Raw genomic sequence first — 16,821 nt, 5'->3', positions numbered from 1 at the left:
ACCTACATGCAATTTCCAGATGGATTTGTAAAAAAATACGAAACAATATTGGGAGATGAGGCAAGAGCTTTTCTTGCCTCTTTTGATGATGAGGCTGTTTCTGCTTTTCGTATCAACCCTTTAAAAGAAAGACAGCTTTCTTTTTCAGATGCTATTCCCAATACACCCTGGGGCTACTATGGGAAGGTTTCAGGGAAATCACCAGAACATGTAACTGGCTTGGTCTATTCACAAGAACCTGCCGCACAAATGGTCGCTCAAGTAGCCCAGCCAAAGCCAGGTATGAAGGTCTTAGACTTGGCAGCGGCTCCCGGTGGGAAATCCACTCAACTGGCCTCCTATCTTGCAGGAGACGGTCTTCTTGTTTCAAATGAGATTTCAAGTAAACGGTCAAAGATTTTAGTTGAAAATATGGAACGCTTTGGCGCGACTAATGTCGTTGTGACCAATGAATCAGCAGACCGTTTAGCCAAGGTTTTTAAAGGCTATTTTGACCTGATCGTTTTAGATGCACCTTGCTCAGGAGAAGGGATGTTTCGTAAACAACCTGACGCTATGGATTATTGGAGTGTTGATTATCCTAGTAAGTGCGCTAGTTTACAACGTGAGATTTTAGCAGATGCAGTTACTATGTTGGCTGATGGTGGTCGACTAGTCTATTCAACCTGTACCTGGGCGCCAGAAGAAAACGAAGAAATCGTCCAATGGTTACTGGATAGCTATAATTTTGAATTGATTCCAATCCAACACATCAATGGAATGGTACCTGGGATTGATTTAACTGAAACAGCTAGAATGTACCCTCATCACTTTAAGGGAGAAGGTCAGTTCGTGGCCCATCTTCAGTTTAAAGGTCAAAACAAGGCTGGGAAGTTCAAACCTTCTAAATCCAACTTATCTCGTGAACAGATTTCCTTATGGCAGGATTTTGAGAAAAAGCACCTTAAAGAAAAACTGACCGGTGTTCTACAAGTTTTCGGAGACCAGCTTTATCTCTTGCCAGAAATCCTACCAGATTTAGGAAAACTTAGAATTGCTCGTAATGGTCTTCATCTCGGGACTTTTAAGAAGAAACGTTTTGAACCAAGTTTTGCTCTTGGCCTAGCTTTAAAACCAAGCCAAGTCAAGCAAGAAATCGAAATTCATCAAGAAGACTTTGTCAAATATGTGGCTGGTGAAACGGTCCAATTAGCTGAAACTCTGCCAAATGGTTGGTACCAAGTTTTGGTTGGTGGAAATGGTCTAGGTTTTGCAAAAGTAACCGGAAATACCTTAAAGAATTATTTCCCTAAGGGTTTGAGGTTTAAGGTGAAAAACTAGTCAAAAACAGTATTCTATGTTATAGTGGAAGTATGGATTTTCCCTGAGAACAATAGAAAATAAGGGCAAAAATTCAAGCTATTCATCATTATTTTCAAGGAGACAAATAGTGAAAAAATTTAAAAAACTCACCATCTCTCTTGCAACTCTTTTACTTGCTGGTTCGCTAGCAGGATGTGCAAGTTGGATTGATCGTGGGGAATCTATGACAGCTGTAGGTTCAACTGCCCTTCAACCTTTAGTCGAAGCGGCAGCAGATGAGTTTGCGTCAGCTCACATTGGTAAAACAGTCAATGTTCAAGGTGGTGGATCTGGTACAGGTCTGTCTCAAGTCCAGTCTGGAGCGGTAGACGTCGGTAATTCGGATGTATTTGCCGAGGAAAAAGACGGAATCGATGCATCTGCCTTAGTTGACCACAAGGTAGCTGTTGCGGGGATAGCTGTTATCATCAACAAAGAAGTAGATGTTGATAATCTTACGACAGAACAACTTCGCAAAATTTTTACAGGTGAAATTACCAACTGGAAAGAAGTTGGTGGTAAAGATTTAGCAATCTCTATTATCAACCGTGCTGCGAGCTCAGGTTCTCGTGCGACTTTTGACAGTGTGATTATGAATGGTCAGTCAGCGGTTCAAAGTCAGGAGCAGGATTCAAACGGTATGGTGAAGTCCATCGTTTCCCAAACCCCTGGAGCTATTTCCTACCTAGCATTTGCCTATGTCGATGATTCTGTTGGGACAATCAAACTCAATGGTTATGAACCAATTTCAGAGAATGTAACCACGAATAATTGGCCTTTGTGGTCTTATGAACATATGTATACACTTGGTGAGCCAAATGAATTGGTTGCCGAATTCTTGAACTTTGTTCTTTCAGACGAAGCGCAGAATGGAATTGTTAAAGGAATGGGCTATATTTCTGTCAAGGAAATGAAAGTCGAAAAAGATGCTGCAGGTACTGTGACAGCGCTAGAAGGGAGCCAATAATGAATCAAGAAGAATTATCAAAAAAATTGCTCTCTCCTTCAAAAAACTCTCGTCTTGAGAAATTAGGAAAAGGTCTAACCTTTGCTTGCCTTTCTTTGATTGTCATCATCGTTGCTATGATTTTAATCTTTGTAGCCCAAAAAGGTTTGTCAACCTTCTTTGTCAATGGTGTGAATATCTTTGATTTTCTCTTTGGTGCAACTTGGAACCCTTCAGGTAAACAGTTTGGCGCCCTTCCAATGATTTTAGGTTCCTTTATCGTTACCATTCTATCAGCTCTGATTGCAACACCATTTGCCATTGGGGCAGCAGTCTTTATGACAGAGGTGTCTCCAAAAGGAGCTAAGATTTTGCAACCTGCTATTGAACTCTTAGTTGGGATTCCTTCAGTAGTTTATGGATTTATAGGTTTGCAGGTCGTGGTACCATTTGTACGTACTGTCTTTGGTGGAACAGGTTTCGGTATTTTATCAGGAATTTTCGTTCTCTTTGTTATGATTTTGCCGACTGTAACCTTCATGACAACAGATAGCCTACGTGCGGTTCCTCGTCACTACCGTGAAGCAAGTTTAGCCATGGGAGCGACTCGTTGGCAAACCATCTGGCGTGTAACCTTGAAGGCTGCTCGTTCAGGTATTTTTACGGCAGTAGTCTTCGGAATGGCGCGTGCTTTCGGTGAAGCCCTAGCTATTCAGATGGTGGTCGGAAACTCAGCAGTTGTTCCAACTTCATTGACAACACCAGCAGCGACTCTGACATCTGTATTGACCATGGGAATCGGTAATACCGTTATGGGAACTGTTGATAATAATGTTCTTTGGTCACTGGCCTTAGTATTGCTTTTGATGAGCTTGGCCTTTAACAGTGTCATTAAACTGATTACAAAAGAGAGAGGAAAGAAAAACTATGCACGCTAAGAAATTAGATAAACTTGCAACAGCTATCCTCTACACCATCGCAGGAATCATTGTGACCATTCTAGCTTCCTTGATTCTTTATATCTTGGTTCGAGGTTTACCTCATGTTTCTTGGTCATTCTTGACAGGAAAATCATCCTCCTATCAAGCAGGTGGTGGTATTGGAATTCAGCTTTATAATTCCTTTTTCCTTTTGGTGATTACCTTATTTATCTCAGTACCTCTTTCAATGGGAGCTGGAATTTTCCTAGCAGAGTATGCTAAAAAAGGTCGGATTACAAATTTTGTCCGTACCTGTATTGAAATCTTGTCTTCTCTACCATCCGTTGTAGTCGGTCTCTTTGGTTACCTTATCTTTGTCGTTCAGTTTGAATATGGATTTTCAATTATTTCAGGTGCCTTGGCTTTAACCGTCTTTAACCTTCCACAGATGACACGTAATGTTGAAGACAGTTTGAAGCACGTTCACCATACGCAACGTGAAGCAGGTTTAGCACTTGGACTTTCACGTTGGGAAACAGTTCTTCATGTCGTTATCCCCGAAGCCTTACCTGGTATTGTTACTGGGGTAGTACTTGCATCAGGTCGTATCTTTGGTGAAGCTGCAGCTCTTATCTACACAGCAGGACAATCAGCACCAGCTCTTGATTGGTCAAACTGGAATGTCCTCAGCGTAACCAGTCCAATCTCAATCTTCCGTCAAGCAGAAACCTTGGCTGTTCATATCTGGAAAGTCAACAGTGAAGGAACTATTCCTGATGGAACACTTGTTTCAGCAGGTTCTGCAGCGGTGCTCCTAATCTTTATCTTAATCTTTAACTTTGGAGCTCGCAAACTCGGAAGCTACCTACACAAGAAATTAACCGCTGCCTAAAGGAGAAGCCATGTCAAAATATAATTGGGATGAAAGGCATATCATTACCTTTCCAGAAGAAAAAGTGGCCCTCTCTACTAAGGATTTACATGTTTACTACGGTAAAAACGAATCCATTAAGGGCGTCGATATGCAATTCGAAAAAAACAAAATCACGGCCTTGATAGGTCCGTCTGGATCAGGGAAATCAACCTACCTTCGCAGTCTCAACCGTATGAATGATACCATTGATATTGCTAAGGTGACAGGACAGATTCTCTATCGAGGTATTGACGTTAACCGTCCTGAAATCAATGTTTATGAAATGCGTAAACATATCGGAATGGTGTTCCAACGTCCAAATCCATTTGCAAAATCAATCTATCGTAATATTACTTTTGCACATGAACGTGCAGGAGTTAAGGACAAGAAAGTCCTAGATGAAATTGTAGAAACCTCTCTTCGTCAGGCTGCCCTCTGGGATCAGGTCAAAGATGACCTTCATAAGTCTGCCTTAACCCTATCAGGTGGTCAACAGCAACGTCTTTGTATCGCTCGTGCCATCTCTGTTAAACCAGATATTCTCTTGATGGATGAACCTGCATCAGCCTTGGACCCGATTGCGACAGCTCAACTTGAGGAAACTATGTTGGAGTTGAAGAAGGACTTTACCATTATCATCGTAACCCACAGTATGCAACAGGCTGCGCGTGCTAGTGACTACACAGGATTTTTCTACTTGGGTGACTTGATTGAATATGATAAGACTGCTAATATTTTCCAAAATGCTAAGCTACAGTCAACCAATGACTATGTAACAGGACACTTTGGTTAGAAAGGGAACAGTATGACAGAACCGATTTTGCAGGTTTCAGACCTGTCAGTCTATTACAATAAAAAGAAGGCCTTGAATAGTGTTTCCTTATCATTTCAACCCAAGGAAATTACAGCCCTTATCGGACCATCAGGCTCAGGGAAGTCAACCCTGCTCAAGGCTATTAACCGAATGGGTGACCTTAATCCTGAAGTGACGACAACTGGTTCAGTGGTCTATAATGGTCACAATATCTATAGTCCTCGTACCGATACAGTTGAATTGCGTAAGGAAATTGGAATGGTATTTCAACAACCTAATCCTTTCCCTATGTCTATCTATGAAAATGTCGTCTATGGTCTCCGTATAAATGGAGAAAAGGACAAGCAGGTCTTGGATGAAGCAGTGGAGAAAGCTTTACAGCGTGCTTCAATCTGGGATGAGGTCAAGGATCGCTTGCATGACTCTGCTATTGGTCTTTCAGGTGGTCAACAGCAACGTGTTTGTGTAGCGCGCGTATTGGCGACTAGTCCTAAAATTATCCTTTTGGATGAACCAACTTCAGCCTTGGACCCTATTTCTGCGGGTAAGATTGAGGAAACCTTGTATGGTCTAAAAGACAAGTACACCATGCTTTTGGTTACTCGTTCCATGCAGCAAGCATCTCGAATCTCTGATAAAACAGGCTTTTTCCTTAATGGAGATTTGATAGAATTTAACGATACCAAGGAAATGTTCCTCTATCCTCAAAATAAAGAAACTGAGGACTACATTTCAGGTAAATTTGGATAAGGAGAAAAAGATGTTACGATCTCAATTTGAAGAAGATTTAGAGAAATTGCACAACCAATTTTACGCGATGGGACAAGAAGTTCTTTCCCAAATCAATCGTACAGTACGAGCTTTTGTGACACATGACCGTGACTTGGCAAAAGAAGTTATCGAGGAAGACGCAGAAGTAAATGAATATGAAGTAAAACTTGAAAAGAAATCATTTGAAATTATTGCACTTCAACAGCCTGTTTCACAAGACTTGCGTACAGTTCTAACTGTTCTAAAGGCTGTTTCAGACTTGGAACGTATGGGGGACCACGCAGTATCCATTGCTGAAGCTACTATTCGTATGAAGGGTGAACAACGTATCCCAGCAGTTGAGGAAGAAATCAAAAACATGGGACGCGATGTTAAAGATTTTGTGGAAACAACTCTTGAACTTTACCTTAACGGATCAGTTGATAAGGCCTACGAAGTTGCAACCATGGATGAAAAAATCAACCATTACTTCGAAAATATTCGTGATTTGGCAACTGAAGAAATCAGAAAGAATCCGGATGCTATTGTCACAGGTCGTGATTATTTCCAAGTTATTTCTTACTTGGAGCGCATCGGTGACTATGCAAAGAATATCTGTGAATGGGTTGTTTACTTTGAAACGGGTAAGATTGTTGAATTGTAAAATATTTAGAAGATAATAATTATTGTGAAAGCTTACTTTTTAATATAGTAAGCTTTCATTGTATCGATAGTTTTCTTTGTCAGGGGTGAATAATGAACTATATACAGAGTATAAGAAAAAAAGTTGGAAAAGATAAAATTATTTTAAATTTTACTTGTGGAATTTTAAGTCAAACAGGGAAAATATTATTACAAAAACGAGCAGACAAAGGAACTTGGGGTTTACCAGGTGGTGCTATTGAATTAGGTGAATCGGCTGTAGAAGCATTAGTGCGAGAGTTTTATGAAGAAACTGGAGTGAAAGTAACAGTGAAAAAACTCTTAAATGTTTATACAAAATATTCAGATAGTTATCCAAATGGTGATGAGGCACAAGTTATTACAATGTTGTATTTAGTTACATCTGAAACTTCAATCTCTACAAATGTTTTTACGAGCGACGAAACCTTAGAATTAGGGTTGTTTGATCACAGAGATATGCAAAATATCACAATTGTAAACCAGCAACATCAAGATATGATTAATGATTTTTTTGAAAATTGTTTCCCAATAGATAGATAAACCAATCATTGAATTTGTATTTTTTATAAATATATTTTATGGAAAACGCAAGAAAATGTTGACAATTATTTTTAAATAAGTTATAATTATACAAAATTAATAGAGAGGCTGTTTATTTATGAAATTTAAAAAATGGATATTTGTTTTATGTAGTTTTCTTGCAAGTTTCTTTTTAGTAGCTTGCCAATCGTCTAGCTCAAGCTCACAGTCTGCAGTAGAGGCTATCAAACAAAAAGGAAAATTGGTGGTCGCAACTAGTCCAGACTATGCTCCATTTGAGTTTCAAGCACTTGTGAATGGCAAGAACCAAGTCGTAGGAGCTGATATTGATATGGCACAAGCTATCGCTGATGAACTTGGAGTGAAATTGGAAGTTTCAAGCATGAGTTTTGATAATGTCTTGACCAGCCTTCAAACAGGGAAAGCAGATTTGGCCATTGCGGGAATCAGTGCAACTGAAGAAAGAAAAGAAGTCTTTGATTTCTCAATTCCTTACTATGAAAACAAAATTAGCTTCCTAATCAGAAAAACTGATCTTGAAAAATACAAAGATTTGGATTCTCTAGTAAGTGCAAATATTGCAGCTCAAAAAGGAACTGTCCCTGAATCTATGGTCAAAGAGCAACTTCCTAAAGCGCAGTTGACTTCATTGACAAATATGGGTGAAGCTGTTAATGAACTTCAATCAGGTAAGGTTGATGCTGTTCATATGGACGAGCCAGTAGCCCTCAGCTATGCAACAAAAAATGCTGACTTGGTTGTCGCAACAGTAAGCTTAACTATGAAAGAAGGCGAAGAAAATGCAGTTGCTATCAAGAAAGGCAATTCAGATTTGAAGGAAGTAGTTGATAAGGTTATTCAAAAACTGAAAGATGACGGTACTTATCAAACATATCTTGAAAAAGCTGCCAAGCTAACAGAAGTAGAGCAATAAAAAATAACAGAGGCTGGGACAAAAGTCCTAGCCTCTCAATTGTCATTGGATTATCAAGCAAGACGCAGTGGTTGAGTGGGCTCTACTACGCTGATTTCATCAGCTTTTACAGCCTTACTCAACTGTGCGGAGGTGGGACGACGAAATCGAATTATAACGAATTACCGATTTCTGTCCCACTCTCTGTTTTTAAGTAATTTAAAGTTGTTTCAAGATTTTCTAAAGGAACCTTAGCAAATTGATAAGGGCAAGTCTCAATGTAGGACGATTCGAAAAAGTCTAGATTTAAAGAGCTATGTTTGAGGCTTGCAATCTTAGGATAGTTCCTGAGATCAAGCAAAAGTCCATCATGGAGAGGATAGTTTGGTAGGGAAAGGGGATAAGATTTTAATAGCTTATGAATGAAGTCTTGACTTTTCTCTTGCAGTGCCAATCTTGCTACTCTATTTTTTTCAAAGAGTTGACTATCAATATAGAGAGATAAAGCCTTTTGCATAATGAGGTTGTTATCATAGTCCAGAATGTTTTTATAAGAGACAAAAGCTTCTTTCATAACATTTGGAAGTATGAGAGCAGTGATTCGAAGTGCGGGGAAAATACTTGTTGAAAAAGACTTGATGTAGATGACCAAATCATTTTGGTCCAAATAATGAAAGGTTTGTCCCATTTTAGGATCTAGATCTCCCAGATAATCATCTTCAACAATATAAATTTGATATTTGGCTGCTAGATCAAGGATAGCACGTTTCTCCTCTTCAGAATATGAATGACCCAGCGGATAGTGGAATCGAGGAATGGTGTAGAAAAACTTAATGTTACCACTTTTAAAATGTTTCTCAAGTTCTTTCAGGTCAATGCCATCCACGCGACGTTCAATGGTTTGATAGGGAATATTTTGAGCCAGCAGAAGTTGGTTCATTCGGTGATAGGTTGGTTGTTCGACCAGTATTTCTTGGCCCTTACTTGGAAAGTCAATTTGAGAAAGAATAAACAGTGCTTGTTGGGTTCCAGTTGTCATGACTAATTGATCGGGTTTACTATAGATAGCTTGGTCAAACAGTAGTTTCTGAACAGACTTTCGTAATTCTTCTAAACCCTCTTGGTGTTCATAGTAGTTGTAGAGATAATTTTCTCGACCAATCAAGCTTTCATTGACACAAAGACGAAAATCATCATAGGCAGCAGCATGTTCGTCATTGACCGAGATAACGAGGTCTTCGTGGCTAGCTTGTTGTTCTAAAACATAATAGCCACTTTGAGGTTTGGAGTATATGTATTTCTCGTATCGGAGTTCCAAAAGTGCACGCTGCACAGTATCTTTACTGCAGTGGAAGTCTTGACTGAGTTTTCGGATAGAAGGTAGACGACTTCCTGTTTGAAGTTTTCCTGATTCAATCTCTTCTTTTAGATAGTGAACAACTTGTTCGTACTTACTTTCTTGCTTCATTCCAGACCTCTCTTGATTTTGTTACATTGTACCTTTTTTTTAGACGTTTGGCAATGTTAAAAGGCTTTCCAGCATTCAATTCTAATCAGAAATGTGATATACTTAGTAAGTAAAATTTTCAAAGAAGAGTGAGATGATAAAGGTGCAAGAACCAGTTAAATTATTCCAATATAATACTTTGGGAGCCTTGATGGCAGGACTTTACGGCGGGACCATGACAGTTGGTGAGTTATTGGAACATGGAGATTTAGGGCTAGGAACCTTGGACTCTATTGATGGGGAGTTAATTGTCTTAGATGGTAAAGCCTATCAAGCTAAGGGTTCAGGTGAGAAGCCTGAAATCGTTGAAGTTTCACCAGACGCGCTGATTCCCTATGCAGCAGTTGTACCCCATCAGGCAGAAGTCATTTTTCGCCAGCGTTTTGAAATGACTGATCAGGAACTAGAAAAACGTATCGAGTCCTATTATGATGGAGAAAACCTCTTCCGCTCTATCAAAATTCATGGTGACTTTAAACACATGCATGTTCGCATGATTCCAAAATCAACAACTGAAACAAAGTTTGCTGAGGTTGCGACTCATCAGCCTGAATATAGTTGCGAAAATGTCTCTGGGACTATCGTTGGATTCTGGACACCTGAAATTTTCCATGGTGTCAGTGTCGCAGGTTATCATTTGCACTTTATCTCAGATGACCTAACCTTTGGTGGTCACGTTATGGACTTTGTCATCAAGGAAGGAATCGTAGAGGTTGGAGCTGTCGATCAGTTGGATCAACGTTTCCCTGTCCAGGATCGTCAGTACCTCTTTGCTAAGTTCAATGTTGATGAGATGAAAAAAGATATCGATCAGGCTGAATAAAAGGAGAAAAGTATGAAAATTCATGTAATAATCACAATGATAGCTTTATTTGTAATTCTCATAGCTGCCATTTGGTTCTCAAAAAAGAAGTACAAGATTAACCTTTCAGTTTTAGGACTTGGGGCAGTTGCATTTTTTGTATCATCTCAAGTACTGGAGAAAATTGTTCACCTTTTGGTGCTTCATCCACAAAAAGATGGAACCATTTCGCTTATGCAGGAGCACCCTTTTTTATATGTCCTTTATGGAATTGCTATGGCAGCTCTCTTTGAAGAAACGGCTCGACTTGTCTTCTTTAAATGGTTAGAGAAGAAGAGAGCTTTGGAAGATTCGGATGCCCTCGCCTATGGACTTGGTCATGGTGGCTTAGAATTGCTCTACCTCGGAATGGGAAGCTTGATTAGTCTTTTGATTCTCTTTTCGTTATTAGAGTCTTCAAATCCAGATTTGGCAAATCTCCTTCCGAAAACTACTCTCGAAACAGTTCAATCTCTATCTGCTTGGCAGGTTTATTTACTAGGTGTTGAGCGTGTGCTTGCTCTTATTATGCAAATCGGTCTCTCTTTCTGGGTCTATCAAGCAGTTCGTCAAAAGAATTGGATTTATCTAGTAACTGCTTATGGTTTACATGCCTTCTTTGATCTGGCTCCGAGTCTATCTCAGGTTGGTTGGATTTCAAATCCGCTTCTTGTTGAAGGATTGTTAGCAATGGAAGTTGTTCTATTTGTATACTTTACAAAAACCATCTTGTATAAAGAATAATCATGCAAAAGAGGTCTGACCTCTTTTTTACTTGTGTGAATAAAAAAGCTTTTCAAATCGTCGAAAAAAATCGCTAAAAATGGTATAATAGAATGGATTTTATAAAAGGATGAGAGATATGACAGTACTAGATAAATTAAAAGAAACATTAGAAGGAATTGATATTCGATTCGATGAGCCATTAAAAACTTATACCTATACCAAAGTCGGAGGGAAGGCAGATTACTTAGCTTTTCCTCGCAATCATTATGAGATGGCCCGTGTGGTTAAGTTCGCTAATCAAGAAAATATCCCATGGATGGTTCTTGGAAATGCCAGTAATATTATTGTCCGAGAAGGCGGAATTCGTGGCTTTGTCATTATGTGTGACAAGCTCAACAATGTTTCGGTCGATGGTTACACCATTGAAGCAGAAGCAGGTGCTAACTTGATTGAGACCACTCGTATTGCTCTACGCCATAGCTTGACTGGTTTTGAGTTTGCCTGTGGAATTCCAGGAAGCGTTGGTGGAGCTGTCTTTATGAACGCTGGTGCTTATGGAGGTGAGATTGCTCATATTTTGCAGTCTTGCAAAGTATTGACCAAGGATGGGGAAATCGTGACTTTATCAGCTAAGGATTTAGCCTTTGGTTATCGTCATTCAGCTATTCAAGATTCTGGAGCAGTAGTCTTATCAGCTAAATTTGCACTATCTCCAGGGAATTATGAGACTATTAATCAAGAAATGGAACGTTTGACCCACCTTCGAGAACTCAAACAACCTTTGGAATATCCATCATGTGGTTCTGTCTTTAAACGTCCAGTCGGGCATTTTGCAGGGCAATTGATTTCAGAAGCTGGTTTGAAGGGCTACCGTATCGGTGGTGTCGAAGTCTCAGAAAAACATGCAGGCTTTATGATAAACGTGGCTGATGGGACTGCTCGAGATTATGAAGACTTAATTGAGTCTGTCATTGACAAAGTTAGAGAACATTCAGGTGTTACCTTAGAGCGAGAAGTTCGTATCTTGGGTGAGCACGAATAACATTATTATTACACATTATACAAAGATTGGGATTTTATCGCTAGATATGGTTTGGGTCAATTCCTTACAGTTATTGCTAGCATTTAACAAGGTCCCAATCTGTTAATTTACGAAGAAAAAGGAATTTAGAGGAATTGAAAAAGCCAATTATCGAATTCAGAAACGTTTCTAAAGTTTTTGAAGATAGTGACACTAAGGTTCTCAAGGATATTAACTTTGAGTTGGAAGAAGGAAAATTTTATACACTGCTAGGAGCTTCTGGTTCAGGAAAATCAACCATTCTAAATATTATCGCCGGTTTGTTGGATGCAACGACGGGTGATATTTTGCTAGACGGTGTTCGTATCAATGACATCCCGACCAATAAGCGCGATGTTCACACGGTCTTCCAATCTTACGCCTTGTTCCCGCATATGAATGTCTTTGAAAATGTTGCCTTTCCATTGCGATTACGCAAGGTCGATAAAAAAGAAATCGAAAAACGTGTCTTAGAAGTTCTCAAGATGGTACAGCTTGAAGGATATGAAAAACGTTCTATCCGTAGATTATCTGGAGGACAACGTCAGCGTGTAGCTATTGCGCGTGCGATTATCAACCAGCCTCGTGTGGTGCTCTTGGATGAGCCTTTGTCAGCACTTGACTTGAAGTTGCGGACAGACATGCAGTACGAACTACGTGAACTGCAACAACGCTTGGGCATCACCTTTGTCTTTGTTACTCACGATCAGGAAGAAGCCTTGGCCATGAGTGACTGGATTTTTGTCATGAATGACGGTGAGATTGTTCAGTCTGGGACACCAGTTGACATCTACGACGAGCCTATCAACCACTTTGTAGCCACCTTCATCGGTGAATCAAATATCTTGCCAGGGACCATGATTGAGGACTATTTGGTCGAGTTCAATGGCAAACGATTTGAAGCGGTCGATGGTGGGATGAAGCCAAACGAGCCTGTCGAAGTCGTCATTCGTCCAGAGGACTTGCGCATTACTCTTCCAGAAGAAGGAAAACTTCAAGTTAAAGTCGATACGCAACTCTTCCGTGGGGTTCACTATGAGATTATCGCCTATGATGAACTCGGTAACGAATGGATGATTCACTCGACTCGTAAGGCCATCGTTGGTGAGGAAATCGGTCTGGACTTTGAACCAGAAGACATCCACATCATGCGTCTCAATGAAACAGAAGAAGAGTTCGATGCTCGTATCGAAGAGTACGTAGAAATCGAAGAGCATGAAGCAGGTTTGATAAACGCTATCGAGGAGGAAAGAGATGAAGAAAACAACCTCTAAACTCTTTGTAGTGCCCTACATGCTTTGGATTGCACTCTTTGTATTGGCACCCTTGGTCTTGATTTTTGGACAATCATTTTTCAACATCGAAGGCCAGTTTAGTTTAGAAAACTATAAATCCTATTTTGCGTCACAAAACTTGACCTATCTCAAAATGAGTTTTAACTCTGTTCTTTATGCTGGGATTGTGACTCTGGTGACGCTTCTTATCAGTTATCCAACAGCCCTCTTTTTGACTCGTCTCAAACACCGTCAACTCTGGCTCATGCTAATCATCTTGCCAACCTGGATCAACCTTCTCCTTAAGGCATATGCCTTTATCGGAATTTTTGGTCAAAATGGCTCTATTAATCAATTTCTAGAATTCATCGGAATTGGTTCTCAGCAGTTGCTATTTACAGATTTCTCATTTATCTTTGTCGCAAGCTATATCGAGCTTCCATTTATGATTTTGCCCATCTTCAATGTTTTGGATGATATGGATAACAATCTCATCAATGCCAGCTATGACCTTGGTGCAACCAAGTGGGAAACCTTCCGTCATGTCATCTTCCCTCTGTCTATGAACGGGGTGCGAAGCGGAGTTCAATCTGTCTTTATCCCAAGTTTGAGTCTCTTCATGTTGACACGTTTGATTGGGGGGAACCGAGTGATTACTTTGGGGACTGCCATCGAGCAGAACTTCTTGACCAATGACAACTATGGTATGGGGTCAACTATCGGTGTTGTTCTTATCCTGACCATGTTTATCACCATGTGGGTGACTAAGGAAAGGAGAGAACGATGAAAAAATTATCGAATATTTACCTAGCCTTTGTCTTTATCGTCCTTTATTTGCCAATCTTTTACCTGATTGGCTATGCCTTCAATGCCGGGGATGATATGAACAGCTTTACAGGTTTTAGCTGGACTCACTTTGAAACCATGTTTGGTGATGGAAGGCTCATGCTTATCTTGGTTCAAACCTTTTTACTAGCCTTTCTATCAGCCTTGATTGCGACTGTTATTGGGACTTTCGGTGCTATCTATATTTACCAATCACGCAAAAAATACCAAGAAGCCTTTCTATCACTTAATAACATTTTGATGGTTGCTCCTGACGTTATGATTGGTGCCAGTTTCTTGATTCTCTTTACCCAACTCAAGTTTTCACTTGGCTTTCTGACGGTACTTTCCAGTCATGTAGCATTCTCGATTCCAATCGTAGTGCTCATGGTCTTGCCACGATTGAAAGAGATGAATGGAGATATGATTCATGCAGCCTATGACCTTGGGGCTAGTCAGTTCCAGATGTTTAAAGAAATCATGCTTCCTTACTTAACGCCGTCTATCATCGCAGGTTACTTTATGGCTTTCACCTATTCCCTAGATGACTTTGCCGTGACTTTCTTTGTAACGGGGAATGGTTTTTCAACCCTCTCAGTTGAGATCTACTCTCGGGCTCGTAAGGGAATTTCGCTTGAAATCAATGCTCTTTCAGCCTTGGTCTTTCTCTTTAGTATTATCCTAGTAGTTGGATATTACTTCATTTCACGTGAGAAGGAGGAGAAAGCATGAAACGACTCTATTCATTTTTAGCAGGAATTTTAGCGATTATCCTCGTCTTGTGGGGAATTTCTTACCATCTTGATAGTAAAATCAATAGCCGTGATAGTCAAAAATTGGTTATCTACAACTGGGGAGACTATATCGATCCTGAACTTCTGGAGAAATTTACGGAAGAAACGGGAATCCAAGTTCAGTACGAAACCTTTGACTCTAACGAAGCCATGTACACGAAAATCAAGCAGGGTGGAACAACCTATGATATTGCTATCCCAAGTGAGTACATGATTAACAAGATGAAGGATGAAGATCTTCTAGTTCCACTGGATTATAGTAAGATTGAGGGAATTGAGAATATCGGTCCAGAGTTTCTCAACCAGTCTTTTGACCCAAACAACCAGTACTCAATCCCATATTTCTGGGGAACTTTGGGAATTGTCTACAATGAAACCATGGTGGAAGAAGCGCCTGAACATTGGGATGACCTCTGGAAACCAGAATACAAGGATTCGATCATGCTCTTTGATGGGGCGCGTGAGGTTCTTGGTTTAGGTCTTAACTCACTAGGCTATAGCCTTAACTCAAAAAGTCCAGAGCAACTGTCACAAACGGTTGATAAACTGTATGAGTTGACTCCTAATATCAAGGCTATTGTAGCCGATGAGATGAAGGGTTACATGATTCAGAATAATGCTGCTATCGGTGTGACTTTCTCAGGGGAAGCTAGCCAGATGTTGGAAAAGAATCCTAACCTCAAATACGTCGTACCGACAGAAGCAAGTAACCTCTGGTTTGACAATATGGTGATACCTAAGACAGTTAAGAACCAGGAAGCAGCTTATGCATTTATCAACTTTATGCTGAAGCCTGAAAATGCTCTCAAGAATGCAGAGTATGTCGGTTATTCAACACCAAACAATGCTGCTAAGGAAATGCTCCCAGAGGAGACAAAAGAGGATAAGTCCTTCTATCCAGATGCAGATACTATGAAACACCTAGAAGTTTATGAGAAGTTTGACCATAAATGGACAGGAATCTACAGCGACCTCTTCCTACAATTTAAGATGTATCGGAAGTAGGAGCTTTCCAACTGTCGTAAATAATTTCAATTAAAGTAAAACAAAACCTAGCTATGTGTAACTAGTAAAGTTTCTATAGCTAGGTTTTATTATTGTTACAAGTGTTAAGTAGTAATAATTTGTGAATCGTGTTATAATTTTTCTAATCATAAGGAATCTATCTTTTCATAGAAAAAGTGATTTGGGAAGTATTTGTAGGAGTATTATGTCTATTTCGTTTACTTATTGTGGAGTTGCATGTGGAGTCATTTCCGTAGATGACAAATTTCATATAGGAATTGACCCTGATTTATCTCCTAAAGGTACTTTGGTCCAGTTCAAAGGTTTTCTATCTGAGAAAAAGACCGATGTTTATCATGATATGACTCTTTTTAACAAAGTTGATTTATGGTTAATAACTCATGGTCATAAAGATCATTTAGATGATGTAGGAAAGGGATACCTAAGGGATAAAACTGTAATTACTCCTAACAGAAAAATCACAGAAGGATTATCATGCTTAAATAATATAGTTTTAAATTGGGGAGAAGAGCAGTTGTTTTCAGTTGATGAATATCAAATTGCTATAAAAGCTGTACCAGCTTATCATGCGAGTAATTATATAATGCAAAAAATAGTTGGTAAGGTTAATGGATATCAAATAACAATCACAGCTCCTTTGCAAACTAAAATAATCTACTTTACAGGTGACACGATTTTATATCCAAGGGTAACAGATTTTGTTTCCCGAAAAATTGATGCTATTTTTGCAAACCTTGGAGCTGTTAAATCAGATTCATTTGGTGGTCCATTCACAATGAATTTAAAGATGTTACAGCAATTAGAATCTACACTTCAACCAAAAAATATTTATCCAATTCATATTGAGGATTATAGTCATTACCAGACGACAAAAAAAGAAGTAATAGATGCTAATTATAAAACTCTTTCTGTAGGAGAGACGATTAGTATCTAAGTTTCAGAATTTA

18 protein-coding genes are annotated in these 16,821 nt (G+C 39.5%); 17 read left to right on the top strand and 1 reads right to left on the bottom strand.

The features are described 5' to 3' along the window. The first annotated feature begins 6 nt into the window (after positions 1-6). The 9 genes from NMM19_RS00300 (at position 7) to NMM19_RS00260 (ending at position 7,842) form a co-directional block, all read left to right on the top strand. A complete protein-coding gene (locus NMM19_RS00300) occupies positions 7-1,320 on the top strand; it encodes an RsmF rRNA methyltransferase first C-terminal domain-containing protein (RefSeq protein WP_178895161.1) in 1,314 nt (437 codons plus the stop codon). 109 nt (positions 1,321-1,429) lie between these two features. After that, a complete protein-coding gene (locus NMM19_RS00295; protein ID WP_178895160.1) occupies positions 1,430-2,308 on the top strand; it encodes a phosphate ABC transporter substrate-binding protein PstS in 879 nt (292 codons plus the stop codon). Continuing rightward, the gene (gene pstC / locus NMM19_RS00290) at positions 2,308-3,225 is read left to right on the top strand and encodes a phosphate ABC transporter permease subunit PstC (protein WP_006148223.1); all 918 of its coding nucleotides are present in this window, start codon (positions 2,308-2,310) and stop codon (positions 3,223-3,225) included. The genes NMM19_RS00295 and pstC overlap by 1 nt, the downstream gene beginning before the upstream one ends. Continuing rightward, positions 3,215-4,099 (top strand): phosphate ABC transporter permease PstA, encoded by an 885-nt coding sequence (gene pstA, locus NMM19_RS00285; protein WP_178895159.1) that lies wholly within the window; start codon positions 3,215-3,217, stop codon positions 4,097-4,099. The genes pstC and pstA overlap by 11 nt, the downstream gene beginning before the upstream one ends. A 10-nt stretch (positions 4,100-4,109) precedes the next feature. Continuing rightward, positions 4,110-4,913, top strand: coding sequence for a phosphate ABC transporter ATP-binding protein PstB (pstB, locus tag NMM19_RS00280; RefSeq protein WP_075228284.1), 804 nt, complete (start codon positions 4,110-4,112; stop codon positions 4,911-4,913). A gap of 12 nt (positions 4,914-4,925) precedes the next feature. Beyond that, positions 4,926-5,684, top strand: a complete 759-nt coding sequence (gene pstB, locus NMM19_RS00275) for a phosphate ABC transporter ATP-binding protein PstB (RefSeq protein ID WP_178895158.1) — start codon at positions 4,926-4,928, stop codon at positions 5,682-5,684. A gap of 10 nt (positions 5,685-5,694) precedes the next feature. Then, a complete protein-coding gene (phoU, locus tag NMM19_RS00270) occupies positions 5,695-6,348 on the top strand; it encodes a phosphate signaling complex protein PhoU (protein ID WP_178895157.1) in 654 nt (217 codons plus the stop codon). 92 nt (positions 6,349-6,440) lie between these two features. Then, the gene (locus NMM19_RS00265; protein ID WP_178895156.1) at positions 6,441-6,908 is read left to right on the top strand and encodes an NUDIX hydrolase; all 468 of its coding nucleotides are present in this window, start codon (positions 6,441-6,443) and stop codon (positions 6,906-6,908) included. Between the two features lie 118 nt (positions 6,909-7,026). Beyond that, positions 7,027-7,842 (top strand): ABC transporter substrate-binding protein, encoded by an 816-nt coding sequence (locus tag NMM19_RS00260; RefSeq protein ID WP_178895155.1) that lies wholly within the window; start codon positions 7,027-7,029, stop codon positions 7,840-7,842. A gap of 151 nt (positions 7,843-7,993) precedes the next feature. On the opposite strand, the gene NMM19_RS00255 is transcribed toward NMM19_RS00260, so the two are convergent. Then, positions 7,994-9,289, bottom strand: coding sequence for a PLP-dependent aminotransferase family protein (locus tag NMM19_RS00255; RefSeq protein ID WP_178895154.1), 1,296 nt, complete (start codon positions 9,287-9,289; stop codon positions 7,994-7,996). Between the two features lie 133 nt (positions 9,290-9,422). Between NMM19_RS00255 and budA the strand changes: the two genes are divergently transcribed. The 8 genes from budA (at position 9,423) to NMM19_RS00215 (ending at position 16,808) form a co-directional block, all read left to right on the top strand. Continuing rightward, positions 9,423-10,151 carry an acetolactate decarboxylase gene (gene budA, locus NMM19_RS00250; protein ID WP_178895153.1) on the top strand — a complete coding sequence of 243 codons (729 nt, stop codon included), beginning with the start codon at positions 9,423-9,425 and terminating at the stop codon, positions 10,149-10,151. A 12-nt stretch (positions 10,152-10,163) separates the two neighbouring features. Continuing rightward, positions 10,164-10,913 carry a YhfC family intramembrane metalloprotease gene (locus tag NMM19_RS00245; protein WP_178895152.1) on the top strand — a complete coding sequence of 250 codons (750 nt, stop codon included), beginning with the start codon at positions 10,164-10,166 and terminating at the stop codon, positions 10,911-10,913. Between the two features lie 118 nt (positions 10,914-11,031). Next, on the top strand, positions 11,032-11,937 hold the full coding sequence (gene murB, locus NMM19_RS00240) for a UDP-N-acetylmuramate dehydrogenase (protein ID WP_178895151.1): 906 nt from the start codon (positions 11,032-11,034) through the stop codon (positions 11,935-11,937). 134 nt (positions 11,938-12,071) lie between these two features. Next, positions 12,072-13,229, top strand: coding sequence for an ABC transporter ATP-binding protein (locus NMM19_RS00235; RefSeq protein WP_036754586.1), 1,158 nt, complete (start codon positions 12,072-12,074; stop codon positions 13,227-13,229). Then, on the top strand, positions 13,210-14,016 hold the full coding sequence (locus NMM19_RS00230) for an ABC transporter permease (protein ID WP_000754116.1): 807 nt from the start codon (positions 13,210-13,212) through the stop codon (positions 14,014-14,016). The genes NMM19_RS00235 and NMM19_RS00230 overlap by 20 nt, the downstream gene beginning before the upstream one ends. After that, the gene (locus NMM19_RS00225) at positions 14,013-14,786 is read left to right on the top strand and encodes an ABC transporter permease (RefSeq protein WP_178895149.1); all 774 of its coding nucleotides are present in this window, start codon (positions 14,013-14,015) and stop codon (positions 14,784-14,786) included. The genes NMM19_RS00230 and NMM19_RS00225 overlap by 4 nt, the downstream gene beginning before the upstream one ends. Next, positions 14,783-15,853: an ABC transporter substrate-binding protein gene (locus tag NMM19_RS00220; protein ID WP_178895148.1), complete on the top strand. Its 1,071-nt coding sequence runs from the start codon at positions 14,783-14,785 to the stop codon at positions 15,851-15,853. Before NMM19_RS00225 ends, NMM19_RS00220 begins: the two co-directional genes overlap by 4 nt. Before the next feature lie 205 nt (positions 15,854-16,058). Next, positions 16,059-16,808, top strand: a complete 750-nt coding sequence (locus NMM19_RS00215) for an MBL fold metallo-hydrolase (protein ID WP_178895147.1) — start codon at positions 16,059-16,061, stop codon at positions 16,806-16,808. The last annotated feature ends 13 nt before the right edge of the window (positions 16,809-16,821 follow it).

The organism is Streptococcus sp. CF8_St5-17 (assembly GCF_024295665.1).
Classification (GTDB): Bacteria; Bacillota; Bacilli; order Lactobacillales; family Streptococcaceae; genus Streptococcus.
The sequence above is the reverse complement of the archived record's forward strand: the minus strand, read 5'-3'. Positions and strand labels throughout refer to the sequence as shown.